The following is a 16,335-nucleotide window of genomic DNA, read 5'->3' on the forward strand; positions in this document are numbered from 1 at the left end:
ATTGTTATTGTTTTTCAAGAATACTGTAATGCACAGTATTCATTACCTTTTCAGCCAGGGCATCCCCATCTATCTTGATCTTTTCCGGAATATAGTCTGAAAATGTCATCGTTTTATCTTTATTCAAGGTCACCACAACCTCTTCAAGAATATTCTGATCATCCGTAAAAAACTGAATCCTGTTACCTGCAATCCGCCAGAATGAAAGTCTCGGTTCAGATGGAGAACAATTTCCCACACTTCCTTCCACATAATTGTAAATGGCAAAACCATCCTCCCGTATTGCATAGTTTCTCATCAGGCGACAATTATCGAAGTCTTTAATAACTTTCTTCTTATTTTCATAAAAACCTGATTCTTTCAGCTTCCAAAACCCTGTAACGTCTTCCTTCTTTAGTTTCTGGGCACTCACAAAAGAGGCAAAAACTAAGGCAGAAGAAAATAATAATTTCTTCATCTATTTTTTCTTTTTCATTTTCTTTTTTATATCCGGGCTTTCAGGCGTCTTTTCCATCTCTTCCGTGACTTCAATAAGTCCCATAGAGATCATAGAAGCCGGATCTCCTTGCTTTTCACCTTCTTTCCAGACCTCAAAAGCCTTTTCCCTAAGTCCTAAAAGGTGATAATAGGCTCCCAAAACATTATACCCTTCTGTTTCCCCAAGGTTGATTATTTTCTGAGAAAGCTCAATCAGCTCAGGATGAGGCTTCAGTTTCTTATCTTTAATTTTTTCAAGATCATCAAAAAAGCCGGGAGTATATTCCATCATCTTTAATCCGAAAGCATTGAGACAAGCTTTAGCTACCCCTTGATTGCAAAAGTCTTCACTGATCTTAGTAAAGTCGTTTGCATTCGAAAACAAGGCATCCAGCCCAGACATATTTTTAGTCTTATCATAATATGCTGCCAATAAAGCTGCTCTTTTCTGAGACTCTTCAGGATTTTTTCTGTTATTAATCTCAGTACTGTCTTTTTTACGGATCCACACACCGTTTTTAACCCAATCGGAAATACCAATTAACTTATCTTTTTTGATTTTAAAAATGAATACATCTTTATCCGGAAGTATCACCAGGCTATCATTTCTGGTAAAGTAATAGCTGCTTTTAAATCCACCCGCTATTTTACCATTTCCATCAAAATTAAAACTTTTATAAAAAGTCTCATCCCCCTGCTCTTCAAAGTAACCCTGCAATGCATTGTCTGCTTTTTGAGCAGACGTAATTCCGGTAATAAAAACAGCAGAAGTGAGTATGAACAATTTTTTCATTAATTCTTTCTTTTAGATATCATATTGGCCCCGGGCAGGGCGGCGAAGCCGCACCCTGCCCGGGGCCTCTTACAATCTTAATCCCGTTACTTAAATTTTTTCTTAAAGCTGAATTTAAGCCTGTTCATCAGCCCAGGCTCTATGACATCAACTCCCAAGCCAAAATTGCTGTCGGCTACCGTATGATGATCTGTTCTGAATCTTTCAAACTCATCCTGTGGAATTTCCAGGTTAACTAAAGGATTGTGCTCGATATACACGCTGGCTCCGTTTTTTGTAATTTTCTTACGGCTTTTATAATCAAAATAAGGATTGTTTATTGTACTTTCCTGAACGGTATACTTTTCTTCAGTATCAATTTTCTGATCCGTATATAAGTTGATTTCATACTTTTCACTGTCGAAATTATGCCAGAAAGGAAGGTCTTTATGCATAAAATCTCTTGCACTGGCTTTCACTACGTTTCTGTCAAAATACATCAGGAAACGGTTTTTCTGCGGATCTGTATAATAGGGGTTTTCCACTACAGCCGTATATTGAATCTTTACTTCATTTAATTTTTTGTTATCACTTATGACATCAATGGCTGCATCTTTAAATATATTCCTTACATCAGTCCCGTTCCTGTCGCCGGAATAGTTCAGGCTATAAAAGAGAAAACTGTTCCAGCTGTCTATAATCTCTCTTTTATTGGTACTTTTAAAATACCTTCTCATGGCATTGGCCCTGTTTCCTTTATAGGTAGTGACCAGTTTCAGGTTTCCGGTATTTCCCTGGGTGGTAAAATCAACTTTTTCATCCACACAATAGTAAGGAAACTTAAAAGCCTTTCTTACCTGTAGCTCCTGATCTTTTTTAACTTCAAGGTAATGCATAAAATACATGAAACCTCTGTTTTCGATCAGACCAAACTCATCCCTGATAGTAGCATCTACAAAATATTCCTCTCCTTTATAATTTATTTTAACCACCACATGATTAAAACTTAATAATGAAGGAAGGTAATATTTAATATAATAGTCTGTATGAAAGTTAACCAGTACCACAGATGCTTCTACACCGATATAATCCAGAATAACCTTCAATAATACAGATTTAGCTTTGCAGTCCCCCTGCTTGTTTTCATAGGTGATGGAAGGTTCCTGTGGCTTATGGCCGTTCATTTCATCAGCATTGAAAATATAATAGATATGATTCTGCACATATTCAATTGCAAACTGAAGCTTTTCATCCTGATCTGCAATAGCATCTAATTTTTCAACAAGATGGGGAGCAAATTCCTGTAAAGAAGATTTGCTGAAAATTTCATCGTAAATAGGAACGATATAATTTGAAAGGTCTTTCCAGGTACTTTCCGTAGCAAAATCTATATAAGGGAAAATTTCACGCCCCGCGTCTACCGGATTGATATAATTTTGTTCTTCAAATACAAACCGGTCTCCTTTCTTTAAATAATTGATTTCCGGTTCCAGAACATTTCCCTGTTCATCTCTGAAAAAGGTCTTTTTATAAGCAATGGTCTGTTCACGTTCATTAATAAAAGTAAATCTAAAACTGCCATATGCCCAGTAATTATCCGGACTCACCCAGACATATTTCGAAAATTCCTTTCTAAGGAAATCACGATCGGTAAAAACTTTAACCCTGGAATCTTCTAAAATCAGTACATCATACAATCTGAGGTCTTTAATGGTAATATTGATTTTCTTATTGCTGCTCAATACTCCTCCACTGCTTTGATTTTCGCTATCCAGGACTTTGATCTTTGTATCCGGAATTTTATCAATCAGCACTCCATCCCTTAACACACTGATCCTATGAATCTGATAGACTTCATTCTCTTCTACTACAACATCAGACACGGAAGCCCTCTCCAGGTTTCCCGGCTCATTCAGTGTATAAGCCATGCAGGCGTATTCACCGTTTTCTTTATTGCTTGTATAATATTTTTTATCTAAAAAGTAACAGTAGTCTCTTCCTTCATCAATCTGTTTTCTGGCAAATTCGGAATCCTTGATTCTTTCTATAATTTCCTGGTCCCCGATATTTCCAGCCCACTCTTCAGGTTTTTGAATCTTGTAGTTTTCAATTTGAATTTGATTATCCATATTTATGAATTACGTTTTTGGTTATGATTGTTACAAAGTTCAAATTAAATAATTAAAAAAGTAAAAAACAATAGAAGAACTGTGACAATTGAAGAAACAGATTTCGGCATGGTAATTGCGAGGTATGCGCTAAAATCAAGTTTATGAAAAGTATAGCAACAATTCTAAAAGGGACAGCTCCCGCATTAGCATTATTCGCAATGACACAATGTACAACCATTCCGGGAGGTTCCCCAGCTGATGAAAAAACTTTCATTGTAGGACCACAAACCGCAGACTGTACAGGGGTAGCTCCTATGAAATGTCTGCAGGTAAAAGAAAAAGCTTCCGAAAACTGGACCAACCTTTACACCAATATCGAAGGATTTACCTATGAACCGGGATATGAATATGTTTTGAAAGTAAAAACTGAGAAAATCGCCAATCCTCCGGCTGACGGATCTTCCATTAAATATACTTTGGTAAAACAGGTTTCCAAAACTAAAAAAGAAACGGCTGATGCCAACGAAAAAACACTTATCGTAGGGGCACAAACTGCAGACTGTTCTGCAGGGGCAGGCCGCATGAAATGCCTGCAGGTAAAAGAAAATGCTTCTGAAAACTGGACGAATTTCTATAGCAATATCGAAGGATTTACCTATGAACCGGGATATGAATATGTTTTGAAGGTAAAAACTGAAAAAATAGCGAACCCTCCCGCAGATGCCTCTTCCATTAAATATATATTAACAGAACAGGTTTCTAAAACAAAGAAATAACAATAAAAGCTCCCAAAAAATTCGGGAGCTTTTTATTTCAATAAGGATCACTTTAAAAATCAGTTTCTTTTTTAGGCGGGTCCGGATATTTTCCTTTACTTACTTCGCCTACTGTGTTTGCCGTAGTCATGGCAACAACCAGATCATTGAGCATATTGCTGGCTGCTGTAGGTGAGTTAGGCAGTAAAACCAGATTACTCCTGTTACTGGCACCTACAGAATGTAATGTATCATAATGCTGGGTCACTACGATAAGCGCAGAAGCTTCATGAGAATTAATATCTACATTGTTCAGCATTCTTACCGATTCTTCAAGGCCCTTGGCAATTTCTCTTCTTTGATCGGCAATCCCCTGACCCTGTAGCTTTTTAGACTCTGCTTCAGCTTTTGCTACCGCTACAATTCTGATTCTTTGCGCTTCGGATTCATATTCAGCTGCTGTTTTTTCTCTTTCCGCTGCATTAATCCTGTTCATGGCATGCTTTACCTGTTCGTCCGGATCAATATCCGTCACCAGTGCTTTGATAATATCATACCCGTAGCTGTTCATCGCTTCCTGCAATTCGCTTTTTACAGCTACAGCAATGTCGTCTTTTCTCACAAAAACATCGTCCAGTTTCAGCTTCGGCACTTCAGCACGTACCACATCAAAAACAAAAGATGTAATCTGATTTTCCGGATTCTCCAGGCGATAATAGGCATCCCCTACCTGATTTCTGATCACCTGGTACTGTACAGAAATCTTCATTTTGATAAATACATTATCCAGGGTTTTGGTATCGATCATTACATCAAGCTGTTGAATTCTAAGATTGAGCCTTTTGGCAATCTGATCGATAATCGGAAGCTTCAGGTGAAGTCCGGAATGTTTCACCGCCTGGAATTTACCAAAGCGTTCAATAATGGCTGCTGTTTCCTGTTTCACCACAAAAAACGAAGCAAATAAAATAATAAGCCCAAAGACAATAACGGGCGCTAGAAAAATCCCCATAGTTTCAGTTTTTAATAATAAGTAGTAATAAGCCGGCTTTTGTTAAAACTTTTTAAGTTTCAGCATTAGCCAAGCTATAAACCGTTTTTATAAATATACTACTTATTTTCAAACTAAACTGTCATTCCGATATCTATTCCTTTGATCTTTCTATACAGATCTGTTGCATAATTATCCGTCATTCCGGAAACAAAATCAATGATACCAAGTACTTTTTGATAATCTGTTCCATTTTCATAAACAAATTGTCTTGGTAAAAGTTTCAGTGCTTTTTTATCATAAGATTTTCTTTCGTCTTCAGGTTTTAGAATAGAAGGAATAAAATGGTCCAGTAATTCATACATTACGTTATATCCTGCATTTTCAATTTCTACCACTGCTTTGTGATTGTAGATTTTTTCAATAGAAAAGGATTCAATATCCTGTAATGCCCTGTTTTCAGATTTATAACTGTCCAGAAGAGCCATATCAAGATTCCCCTGGAGAATGGTTTCAAAATTCTGCTTATAAATTTCCAGAGATTTATTGATGAGGGCATTGATAGCCTTTGCTCTCAGGTAAGAAATCTTTTCATTTTCATTGGAGATGGAAGCCAGTTTGTTTTTTACCCTGTCGATATCATTACTTTCAGATTTTACCAATTCGAAAAACAGGTTTTCACAGTCGGAAGTTGATACAATTCCCAGTCTGTGGGCATCTTCCATATCGATAATATTATAGCAGATATCATCGGCTGCTTCCACCAGCCATACAAAAGGATGCCTTTTGAAGATATAAGGTTCTTCATTTTCTGCAATAAGCTGTGTTCCCTGGGCTATCTCAAGGAAAATATCTTTTTCATTCTGAAAAAAACCGAACTTTTTCCTGTGAATAATTCCTTTTTTCTTGGCTACGGCTTCACACGGATATTTTGCAATGCTGGCCAGTGTAGAAAAGGTCAACTGAATGCCACCTGCATCTTTTCCCTGCTGCTGTTGTGCCAATACCCGGATTGCATTTGCATTTCCCTCAAAATTAACCAGATCTGCCCATTCCTTTTCATTGAATTTAGCTTTCAGGTCTTTTTCGTTTCTTTCAAAATAACTGGCAATAGCATCTTCACCGGAATGCCCGAAAGCCGGATTTCCCACATCATGGCATAAGCACGCTGCAGCAATAACATTTCCTAAATTATATAAGTAAAAATTTCTGGATTCTTCTGTAAGCTCGTTTTTAAAATCTTCAGCAATAAATTCACCGATAATACTTCCTAAGCTTCGCCCTACCGACGATACTTCCAAAGAATGTGTCAGCCTGTTATGAACAAATACACTTCCGGGAAGCGGAAAAACCTGGGTTTTATTTTGCAGCCTCCTGAAGGCTGAAGAAAAAATAATTCTATCAAAATCCCTCTGAAAATCAGTTCTCGAAGCTTTGGTATGTGGATTGTTTCCTGTACGCTGATTGGTGAAAATCTGGTTTAAATTCATCATTTTTCAAAATTACTTCAAATTTTAGTTTTACGGAATACTATTTAAATTTTATTACACAGAATCATCATTTAAAAGGCGGATTATTTCTTTCGGCATTCAGCAAAAGTCATCTATATTTCTCAAAAGATGAAAAAGGTGATTCTAAAAACAGAACAAAAGTAGTAATCCACTCACTTTAATTTACTATATGCTTTTACGGAATAATATTTGGACTTTCCTTCTTAAATAGTAATGCTATGCCTGAAGGTCCCTCAATAATTTTAATGAAAGAAAGCCTGCAGCCTTTTGTTGGAAAACAAGTAACAGAAGCTTCGGGCAATGCTAAATTTGACAAAGATCCGTTTCTTGGTCAGACTCTTATGGAAATCCGTACATTCGGAAAGCAAACTTATCTGGTTTTTGAAAAAGCTGCGATTCGTATTCATCTATTAATGTTTGGTTCTTACAGTATTGATGAACAGACAAAGCCGGATCAGAGTTTGCGGTTAGCCCTCATTTTTCCTGCAGGTGGAATGTATTTTTACACGTGTTCTGTAAAAGCTGTTGGAACTGAATATTTATCTGAAATCGACTGGGAAGCTGATGTGATGAGCGATCGGTGGGATCCTTCAAAGGCAGAAAAAAAATTGAAGGCCAATCCTGAAATGATGGTTTGTGATGCTTTGATGAACCAGGATATTTTTTCAGGTGTCGGAAATATTATTAAAAATGAAGTGCTTTTCAGAATCGGAGTGCAGCCTGAAAGCCTGGTCGGTAATCTTCCTGCTCAAAAAAGAAAAGAACTTATTGCCGAATCCAGAAATTACAGTTTTGATTTCCTGGAATGGAAGAGGGAATTTACGCTAAAAAAACATTGGCTTGTTCATACAAAATCCATATGTCCGACGTGTGGTCAGAAGCTTATTAAAAAGCAAACCGGTAAAGGAAAAAGGAGAAGTTTCTATTGTGAGCAGGATCAGGAACTGTATTAATATAAAGAACATTTTGATCAGTCTGAATTAAGAAGTCCCCCCGCAAATCTTGTGAAAAAATCTGACCTGTAGACTTCCCCGAGAGGAATTTCCGATTCATCAATATAAATACTGTGGTTGTCAAATGAATCAATATAATCTGTATTCACTACAAAAGATTTACTGACTCTTAAAAAAGTTTCTCCTGAAATCTTCTGATGAATGGTTTTCAGATTCATTGCTGTGATCAGTTTTTGTTGTTTAGTGTGGATCACAACATAATCTTTCAGTCCTTCAATAAATTTAATCTCTGAAAAACTGATTTTATAAAATCTCCGCTCTGCTTTGATAAATAAAAAATCTTTTGTATTTGACTCTACCGTGCTCTTTACGGTATCCCTGGACAAAAGTTCCGTATACAATACTGCTTTATCAATAGCTTTTTCCAGCCTTTGAGGATCGATAGGCTTCAGCAGATAATCTACCGCTTCCAGTTCATAACTTTTCAGCGCATATTGGGCATAGGCAGTTGTAAAAATGATTAATGATTTTTTAGGTAACATTTCTGCAAATTCCAGGCCTGTCACTAAAGGCATTTCAATATCCAGGAAAATAAGATCCGCATCGTTATCTTTGAGAAATTCCAGTGCTGAAGGCGCATTGGAAAATTCACCAAGGATATCAATTTTTGAGGTTTCATGGATCAATGATCGCATTTCCGCTCTTGCCAGAGGCTCATCATCTATAATAATACAATTCATACCGCAATTTTTAAAATAACAGAAAATTCTTTATTCTCTGAAATGATATTCAACTCAAATTCATCGTTATAAAGAAGTTCAAGCCTTCTTTTAATATTGGCCAGTCCCAGCCCGCTGTTCTTTTTATCTGAAACGGAATAATCCGGGTTCCTGGAGTTGATACAGGTAAAACTAAGCTCTTTTCCTTCAACTTTTATCAGAATCCGTACATAAGATTCTTTCCCACTGATATCCACACTATGTTTCACCGCATTTTCAACAAAGGTGGTAAATAAATTCGGGGGGACAAAGATTCCGTTGATGGTTCTTTTATCTGCTTCCGTATGAATATAAAAATTAAAATTCTCACGCCTTATTTTTTCAAGGTTCAAAAAATTAGAGAGAAAATCGATTTCTGAAGTCAGCAAGGTTTTTTCTTCGCTATTCTCATAAAGCTGGTATCTGAGAAACTCTGAAAGCTTGACAATTACCACAGAGGCTTTATCAGGATCTGTTCTGATAAGTGCCTTCACATTATTCAGCATATTAAACAGGAAATGAGGATTGATCTGGTTTCTAAGCTCATTCAACTCCATATTCAGGGTGAGATTACTCAGCTCATTGATCCGTTTATTATCACTGATCCATTTCTGTAAAAGCTTCACAGTTGTTGTAGTTAAAATAATTGGAATACACATCAGCACGCCTTCATAGATTCCCCCCTTTTCGTTTGCCCTATGGGTATTTCCAATCCTGAAATCGGCAAAAATACATTTAAAACCATATCCGATGATATTAAGTCCTATTACCCCCATAAGCACCAGTACTACAAGATAGGTAACATATTGTGTCTTAAAAAAGAACCGTGGGACCAGAATATAAATATTAATATAAACCATAGCAATGAGTATAGCATATACGAAAAACAGGACATAGTATTGATATACCCCGGAATAGGAATGCCAAAACCTGGCACTATACAACAGGAAAAAAAAGAAAATAAGGAATAGCAGATGCCTGCGGGTTTTGTAGCGGCTTTCTATCAGAAAGTCCATTACAAGTGTTTCCTTAAACTTCCATGGGCTGAAATTCATACGGCTCAGATTCTTTAGTGTTACAAAAATAGGTAATACCGTTGCTCAGATCTATACTATTATACAAAATCCTTATTTTATTATACCAATTATAGATCCGGATTTCGTATAAAATAACCGCCGTTTTGTATAAAAATAAATTTCATCACTGTTATTCTGGCTTTCTTTGCGCTGTATAATTGATGCATATGGAATTAGCCGTTTTTCAGGAATTAACTCAGGAAATAACTTCGGAATGTTTTTTTATGACAGAATCGCAACAGGAAGAAAAAGTAATACAACTTATCGATCTTCATCATTTTATTGAGTGTTTTGATTCCACAATAGAGATCCTCAGCTACATCCACCATCCTATTAACATTATAAAGCATAACGGAAGTACAAAGGGCATTTTGTTTTATGACAGGAACCATTGCACATTGCCGGACTGTAATGCTTCTGAAGAGTTTAAAAAAAGAAACGGGCTTTCAGAGCTTTGGTTTGTATTTGTAGAAGAAGGAGCTGTTACCGATACCGCTCATCATCTTGATTGTATTATTGAAAATGGTCTGGATATATTCTATGATAAAATATTCCTTTTCAATTTTTTCCAGTCGGTCATTCAATCATTCACTGTAACCTCACAAAATAACGATTAGAAATGCTTATTGACAACCCATTAAAATTTTATAAGATATATTTTTTTAAACAATATATATTCTGTACGAAATTAAAAAAAAATTAAAATTTCTACCCAAACGTATTTAACCATTCTTTGAAAATATAATCAAAAGACTAGTTCTACATCGAATACATTATTCGGTAACGTAACATTGTTCCCCTCTTTTTATTAAAAAATATTATTCCCTGCTATAAAATTTAGTGGGTGGATAAACATGTATCATTAAAACGAAAGAATATGGCTATACCGAAACAGATATTTCAGACTTTTAAAACAAAAAAACTACCTTTGATTACAAGATTTCACATCTGGAATATAAAAAGGAGAAATCCGGAATACCGCTATTTTTTCTATGACGATCATGATATTGAAAAATTTATCACTGAAGAATTTCCTCCTGAATACATTGAAAGCTACCGGAAACTAACCATTGGAGCCGCCAAAGCTGATTTCTTCAGATATGCTATCCTCTATAAAAAGGGAGGGGTATACCTGGATATAGACAGTGCAATAACCAAACCGCTGAGACAGCTTATTAAAGAAGACGATGAAGCCGTGATCAGTGCGGAAAGACACGAAAATTTATATGTACAATGGGGGCTCATTTTTAATAAAAACCATCCTTTTTTGAAATATACCCTGGAACTGATGCTTGATAATATACAAAACCACCGTTATCCGAATAATATCCATGCCACTACAGGCCCCACCGTATTCAGTGAAGGGATCAGACAAGCTTTACAAGAACATCCCGACATTCCCTATACTTTATTTGAGGGTATCGAATTTCGAGGCTATTTACAATTCAAATATAAGCTGGGAAAATTCTTTTTATACAAAAGCAAATCATTACACTGGAAAAAGCTGCAAATGAAACAGGATATTATTGCTTAATGGGTTCCCATCTTTGAAAACACATTAATAATAATCACCCCAAGGACAATCAGGGCAATACCGATAATAGCAGGCAGATCCGGAACCTGCTTAAAAGCGATGACTCCAATCACGGTAATAAATACAATTCCTACTCCCGACCAAATTGCATAGGTAATTCCCACCGGAATCTGGCGAAGCGTCAGACTTAAGAAATAAAAAGCACAGGCGTACCCTGCAATGGTAACAACGGAGGGTAGCAATTTTGAAAATTCTTCTGATTTCTTCAGGAAAGAAGTGGCTATAATTTCGAATACAATTGCCAAAGCAAGAAAAATATAACTGCGTCCCATACGATCATTCTTTATGCAAAAATAATAAAACTGATTTCGTATTTCCAAAGGAATTCCAAAAGGGTTCATTTGACCAAGATCTTATCGTCTCTGGTCTGTGACATCATAACATCATCAATGTCACAAAAACAGGATAGCTGACAAAAATTCCAGCATAAAAAATACCGTTAAAAATAAATTTCATTAACATAAAGAATGATTCTGACTAAAATTTTATGTAAGAAATAGTATAAAAAACAATGTTATGCAAAGCATTATTTATTCTTTGTTTTATCAAGTCCAATATAGAAGCAGAAAAACAGTTAATATTTTTACATTTTTTTACACATAGAATAATAAAATTATCAATAAATTCACAATAATATATTAATAAATCGTAAACAAAAAACTACTTATATGTTACATATAACACCTATAACATACTGATATACATCATAGTATTTTACTTTGGCACGTGATTTGAAAACTGTAATATTGCAATTGAAAAATTGATAAAAAAAAGTCAAATAATTAAAAATAATACAAAATGATAACTTACATCGGTATTGCAACTTGCGTAGTAGTGTTTACTTCATATTTCATGACAGCAAAAAGAGAAAGAAACTAATTCTTATAACAAGACAGCCTATAGAAAATCTATACTAATTATATTGTTTATGTTTTTAGTCTGAATTTCAGATCCGCTCTTTTACTCGCTGGGTAAAAGGGCCCAAAAACATAACAAAAAGATCTTAGTTTCATAACAAATTTTAATATCCAAAAGGAAAACCGGGCTTATGTCCGGTTTTTCTTTTACAATAATATAAGGAACTGAAGGTGAATCAAGGATCTTAAATTTGAGCGGGACTCTCATCCTTATTGATACATTTACAATTTATTCATCACATCTTCCCAGCCTATCTATCGGCTTATTATTTTCAGGATATCTGACAAAACTTTATAATGCCTTATCTTTGCGATTGCTAGAATCTTATTTGAATTATTATCATGAATCTTTATAATCTTATTATCCAGGACAAAGAACAGATCAACTTCAATGATGTGTTCCTTAATGAAGGAAACAAAGAAATCCTTGTACAGCTGATCAAAGAGCACACTTACATTAAGGAACTTCAGGAATATGGTCTTCCGGTAAATAATAAGATTCTCCTCAAGGGCAGCTCGGGATGTGGAAAAACCATGACTGCTAAAGCGCTGGCCCATGCATTAGGCAAGAATATCATTATTTTAAACCTGAGCAATATTGTTTCATCACGTATCGGAGAAACTTCCCAGAATATTAAAATGATATTTGATAAAGCCGCAAGGGAAAGATCCGTTCTTTTTCTTGATGAACTGGATCAGATTGGAAAAGCAAGAGGCAGTGACGATAAGGATGTAGGCGAAATGAGAAGGCTTGTGAATACATTAATTCAGTTGATTGACTACTATCCGGAAAATGCGCTTTTATTATGTGCCACCAATCATCCTGAGATTATTGATACAGCTATCCTGAGGCGTTTTCAATTAAAAATTAATTATGAAATGCCTTCTTCTGAATTCCTGGATGCTTTTTACGATCAGCTGCTGAGTCAGTTCCCGGCAGAGATGACGACTATAGAAAGGAAATATGCCATTTCTTTTGCTGAAGCTAAAGATCATGCCCTTACGGCTGTAAAAGCTGCTTTAATCAAAAAATTAGAAGCTAAAAAAATTATTTCCTCATAAAGAATCCGGTTAATTATTTTTCTCTATAAAAACTGCATTCTACTAGTCTACAAATCCGGTATACTTTTTGATCATAAAAAATTAATAACCAAACCAATACATTTATGATTAAAAAACTACTATCGGGCTGTCTTCTGATGACAGTATTATTCTTTTACTCATGTGAAAAAGAAAACACACAGATGAAAAGTGGAATCTCAATTGAAACAATTTCAATGATAACCGTACTTACTATGGGAGTAGCCATCCTGATTGCCTACACCTACAAAAGGAGATAACTAAGAGAATTACTAAAATAAAACGAGGCTGCCTTAAAGGCAGCCTCGTTATTTGTTATTGATTCAGTATTGATTACATATAAGCTTCAATCGGCTCACAAGTACATACTAAGTTTCTGTCTCCGTAAGCTTCATCTACCCTGGATACGGAAGCAAAGAATTTGTGGTCTCTTACCCACTCCAGCGGATACGCTGCTTTTTCTCTGCTGTATGGTTTATCCCAGGAATCAGAGATAACCATTTGCTCGGTATGAGGGGCATTTTTCAATACGTTGTTTGTTGCATCTGCCTCTCCGTTTGCAATTTCATCAATTTCTTTTTTGATAGAAATTAACGCTTCTGCGAAACGGTCGATTTCAGCTTTACTTTCAGATTCTGTAGGCTCAATCATCAATGTTCCTGCAACCGGGAAGGAAACTGTAGGAGCATGGAAACCATAATCCATCAATCTCTTCGCTACATCCGCTACTTCAATTCCTAAAGACTTGAACTGGCGGAAATCTACGATACATTCGTGAGCTACTCTTCCATTTTCATTTGAATATAAAATCGGGAAGTGTTCGGATAATATTTCTTTCAGATAATTGGCATTCAGAATAGCGTGCCCTGTAGCCTTTTTAAGGCCTTCTGCTCCTAACATTTTAATATAGGCATAAGAAATATTAAGAATAAGACCTGAGCCGTAAGGGGCTGCAGAGATACCGTCAATAGCTTCTTTAGCTCCGATTCTGATATTCGCATTGGAAGGAAGGAAAGGAACCAAATGTTTGGCAACACAGATAGGACCTACACCAGGACCTCCTCCTCCATGAGGAATGGCGAAAGTTTTGTGAAGATTCAGGTGACAAACGTCTGCTCCGATATTTCCCGGACTTGTAAATCCTACCTGAGCGTTCATGTTGGCACCATCCATGTATACCTGTCCTCCATGCTCGTGAATCAGGTTGGTAATTTCTTTAATATTGGCATCAAAGAATCCATAAGTAGACGGGTAAGTGATCATTACAGCCGATAAGTTCTCTGAATGCTGTTCTGTCTTAGCTTTAAGATCTTCGAAGTCGATTTCTCCGTTTTCAAGATTTTTCACTACCACAATCTTCATTCCTGCCATTGCTGCAGAAGCCGGGTTTGTTCCGTGAGCTGACTGAGGAATCAATACTACATTTCTGTGGTGGTCACCTCTTGAAATATGATATTCCCTGATTACCATCAATCCTGCGTATTCTCCCTGAGCCCCTGAATTAGGCTGTAAAGAAGTTCCTGCAAAGCCTGTAATCTCAGCAAGGTCTTTTTCAAGCTCAGCGATCATCTGCTGGTAACCGCCTGCCTGATCAACCGGTACAAACGGGTGTACGCTACCCCAATCTGCCCATGACAAAGGTAACATTTCAGTAGCTGCATTCAGTTTCATCGTACAGGATCCTAAAGAAATCATCGAGTGCGTCAATGACAGGTCTTTTCTTTCAAGACGTTTGATATAACGCATTAATTCTGTTTCAGTATGGTATTTATTGAATACTTCTTCTGTAAGAATTTCGTCTTTTCTCAGGTTTTCTTCAGGGATGCTATATCCTTCTTTTATTTCTAATTTGAAGCTTTGCTTATCTTTAAATTGTGCGAAAGAAGTCATCAGATAATTCAATTTCTCCAATGTTGTACTTTCATTGATCGCAATGCTTACCACTCCTTCTGTGAAATAGTTCAGATTGATTCTGTGATCCTGCATCATTCTCATCAATCTTCCTTTTTCATCTTCGGCCATTATAATTTTCACTGTATCGAAAATAGGCTCTTCTGCAGTCTGATATCCTAAAGCTTTCAGTCCATTTTTTAAAGCATTGGCTTTAAAGTGGATCTGATCTGCGATATAGTTTAATCCTTTCGGACCGTGATAAACAGCATACATACCCGCCATTACCGCCAAGAGAACCTGTGCAGTACAAATATTGGAAGTTGCTTTTTCTCTTTTAATATGTTGTTCCCTGGTTTGTAAAGCCATTCTCAATGCACGTTTTCCGTACATATCCTGAGACACCCCGATAATTCTTCCCGGAATATCCCTTTTATAATCTTCTCTACAAGCAAAGAATGCCGCGTGAGGTCCTCCATATCCCAATGGAATTCCGAATCTTTGTGTTGTCCCCACAGCACAGTCGGCTCCCATTTCAGCAGGAGACTTCAGTTTTACCAATGCCATAGGATCACAAGCTACTGCTACCTGAAGATCAAGTTTTTTATATTCTGCAATGTCTTCAGTATAATCCAATACAATTCCGTTTTTCCCCGGATATTGTAACAGTACTCCATAATAAGAAGCATCCAACTGATGGGTTTTATGATCACCAATTACTACTTCAATGGCCAAACCTTCCGCTTTTGTTTTTAATACAGAAATCGTTTGAGGCAATACTAAATCAGAAATAAAGAATTTATTAGCCCCTGCTTTTTTCTGATCTTTAGTTCTGTTGTTGAAGAACATATGCATAGCTTCTGCAGCTGCAGTAGATTCATCCAATAGCGATGCATTTGCCAGGGCAAAGCCTGTAAGATCACATACAACAGTCTGGAAATTAAGAAGAGCCTCTAGTCTTCCCTGCGCAATTTCCGCCTGATAAGGCGTATACGCTGTATACCAGCTTGGGTTTTCAAAAATATTTCTTTGAATTGCTGATGGTAAAAGTGTATTATGGTACCCGAACCCGATATAACTCGTATAATCAACATTTTTTGAGGCCAACTCTTTCGAGTGATTCAACATTTCATATTCCGAAAGGGGTTCAGAGATCTCAAGATCTTTTTCTAAACGGATAGAAGAAGGGATGGTCTGAGAAATTAACTCTTCAATACTAGAAACGCCAAGTTTTTCCAACATCGCCTGTTTATCGGCTTCATTAAGGGAAATGTGACGGCTCACAAACTGTTCTGTATTCATTTTTTTTATTAGATTTTGTTTGTAAAAAAGATGGCTAAAATTACACTTTTTTGCACGATTGTACAATAGCCTGAAATGCCTGATTATTTAAAGAAAATCATTACTGCGGCAATGTAATTCACTTTTAGCCGGGAATAGCAGCATCTAT

15 protein-coding genes are annotated in these 16,335 nt (G+C 36.3%); 6 read left to right on the top strand and 9 right to left on the bottom strand.

All coding sequences use genetic code 11. From position 1 onward, the window contains the following. Nucleotides 1-4: 4 nt before the first annotated feature. The 3 genes from OK18_RS19865 to OK18_RS19875 all read right to left on the bottom strand — a co-directional run bounded on the left by OK18_RS19865 (nt 5) and on the right by OK18_RS19875 (nt 3,378). Nucleotides 5-457: a lipocalin-like domain-containing protein gene (locus OK18_RS19865; protein WP_050020402.1), complete on the bottom strand. Its 453-nt coding sequence runs from the start codon at nt 455-457 to the stop codon at nt 5-7. Next, nucleotides 458-1,270, bottom strand: a complete 813-nt coding sequence (locus OK18_RS19870) for a hypothetical protein (protein ID WP_053329143.1) — start codon at nt 1,268-1,270, stop codon at nt 458-460. It lies immediately after the preceding gene. An 86-nt stretch (nt 1,271-1,356) separates the two neighbouring features. Further along, entirely contained in the window at nt 1,357-3,378 is a 2,022-nt protein-coding gene (locus tag OK18_RS19875; protein ID WP_053329144.1) for a hypothetical protein, read from the bottom strand. Nucleotides 3,379-3,521: 143 nt separating this feature from the next. On the opposite strand from OK18_RS19875, the gene OK18_RS20975 reads away from it, so the two are divergent. Beyond that, the gene (locus OK18_RS20975) at nt 3,522-4,136 is read left to right on the top strand and encodes a DUF4377 domain-containing protein (RefSeq protein WP_082129238.1); all 615 of its coding nucleotides are present in this window, start codon (nt 3,522-3,524) and stop codon (nt 4,134-4,136) included. A 52-nt stretch (nt 4,137-4,188) separates the two neighbouring features. Here OK18_RS20975 and OK18_RS19885 read toward each other — a convergent pair whose 3' ends face one another. Continuing rightward, a complete protein-coding gene (locus tag OK18_RS19885) occupies nt 4,189-5,127 on the bottom strand; it encodes an SPFH domain-containing protein (protein WP_050020400.1) in 939 nt (312 codons plus the stop codon). A gap of 113 nt (nt 5,128-5,240) precedes the next feature. Then, nucleotides 5,241-6,596 carry a deoxyguanosinetriphosphate triphosphohydrolase gene (locus tag OK18_RS19890; protein ID WP_053329440.1) on the bottom strand — a complete coding sequence of 452 codons (1,356 nt, stop codon included), beginning with the start codon at nt 6,594-6,596 and terminating at the stop codon, nt 5,241-5,243. A gap of 239 nt (nt 6,597-6,835) precedes the next feature. On the opposite strand from OK18_RS19890, the gene OK18_RS19895 reads away from it, so the two are divergent. Continuing rightward, nucleotides 6,836-7,570 (top strand): DNA-formamidopyrimidine glycosylase family protein, encoded by a 735-nt coding sequence (locus OK18_RS19895; RefSeq protein WP_053329145.1) that lies wholly within the window; start codon nt 6,836-6,838, stop codon nt 7,568-7,570. A gap of 17 nt (nt 7,571-7,587) precedes the next feature. Here the strand turns inward: OK18_RS19895 and OK18_RS19900 are convergent, their stop codons facing one another. Both OK18_RS19900 and OK18_RS19905 read right to left on the bottom strand, forming a co-directional pair. Continuing rightward, complete coding sequence (locus OK18_RS19900; RefSeq protein WP_053329146.1) at nt 7,588-8,310, bottom strand: LytR/AlgR family response regulator transcription factor; 723 nt, start codon at nt 8,308-8,310, stop codon at nt 7,588-7,590. Then, nucleotides 8,307-9,383 carry a sensor histidine kinase gene (locus OK18_RS19905; RefSeq protein WP_053329147.1) on the bottom strand — a complete coding sequence of 359 codons (1,077 nt, stop codon included), beginning with the start codon at nt 9,381-9,383 and terminating at the stop codon, nt 8,307-8,309. Before OK18_RS19905 ends, OK18_RS19900 begins: the two co-directional genes overlap by 4 nt. A gap of 188 nt (nt 9,384-9,571) precedes the next feature. Between OK18_RS19905 and OK18_RS19910 the strand changes: the two genes are divergently transcribed. Both OK18_RS19910 and OK18_RS19915 read left to right on the top strand, forming a co-directional pair. Next, nucleotides 9,572-10,021, top strand: coding sequence for a hypothetical protein (locus OK18_RS19910; protein WP_053329441.1), 450 nt, complete (start codon nt 9,572-9,574; stop codon nt 10,019-10,021). Between the two features lie 260 nt (nt 10,022-10,281). Then, entirely contained in the window at nt 10,282-10,938 is a 657-nt protein-coding gene (locus tag OK18_RS19915; protein ID WP_053329148.1) for a glycosyltransferase family 32 protein, read from the top strand. Here the strand turns inward: OK18_RS19915 and OK18_RS19920 are convergent. Further along, nucleotides 10,935-11,270 (bottom strand): DMT family transporter, encoded by a 336-nt coding sequence (locus OK18_RS19920; protein ID WP_050020397.1) that lies wholly within the window; start codon nt 11,268-11,270, stop codon nt 10,935-10,937. The two genes, OK18_RS19915 and OK18_RS19920, sit on opposite strands and share 4 nt — an antisense overlap. 987 nt (nt 11,271-12,257) lie before the next feature. Here OK18_RS19920 and OK18_RS19925 point away from each other — a divergent pair. Beyond that, nucleotides 12,258-12,977 carry an AAA family ATPase gene (locus OK18_RS19925; RefSeq protein ID WP_053329149.1) on the top strand — a complete coding sequence of 240 codons (720 nt, stop codon included), beginning with the start codon at nt 12,258-12,260 and terminating at the stop codon, nt 12,975-12,977. Nucleotides 12,978-13,081: 104 nt separating this feature from the next. Beyond that, entirely contained in the window at nt 13,082-13,255 is a 174-nt protein-coding gene (locus OK18_RS21535; RefSeq protein WP_167336376.1) for a hypothetical protein, read from the top strand. A gap of 73 nt (nt 13,256-13,328) precedes the next feature. On the opposite strand, the gene gcvP is transcribed toward OK18_RS21535, so the two are convergent. After that, the gene (gene gcvP, locus OK18_RS19930) at nt 13,329-16,187 is read right to left on the bottom strand and encodes an aminomethyl-transferring glycine dehydrogenase (RefSeq protein ID WP_053329150.1); all 2,859 of its coding nucleotides are present in this window, start codon (nt 16,185-16,187) and stop codon (nt 13,329-13,331) included. Nucleotides 16,188-16,335: the final 148 nt, after the last annotated feature.

The organism is Chryseobacterium gallinarum (assembly GCF_001021975.1).
GTDB lineage: Bacteria > Bacteroidota > Bacteroidia > Flavobacteriales > Weeksellaceae > Chryseobacterium > Chryseobacterium gallinarum.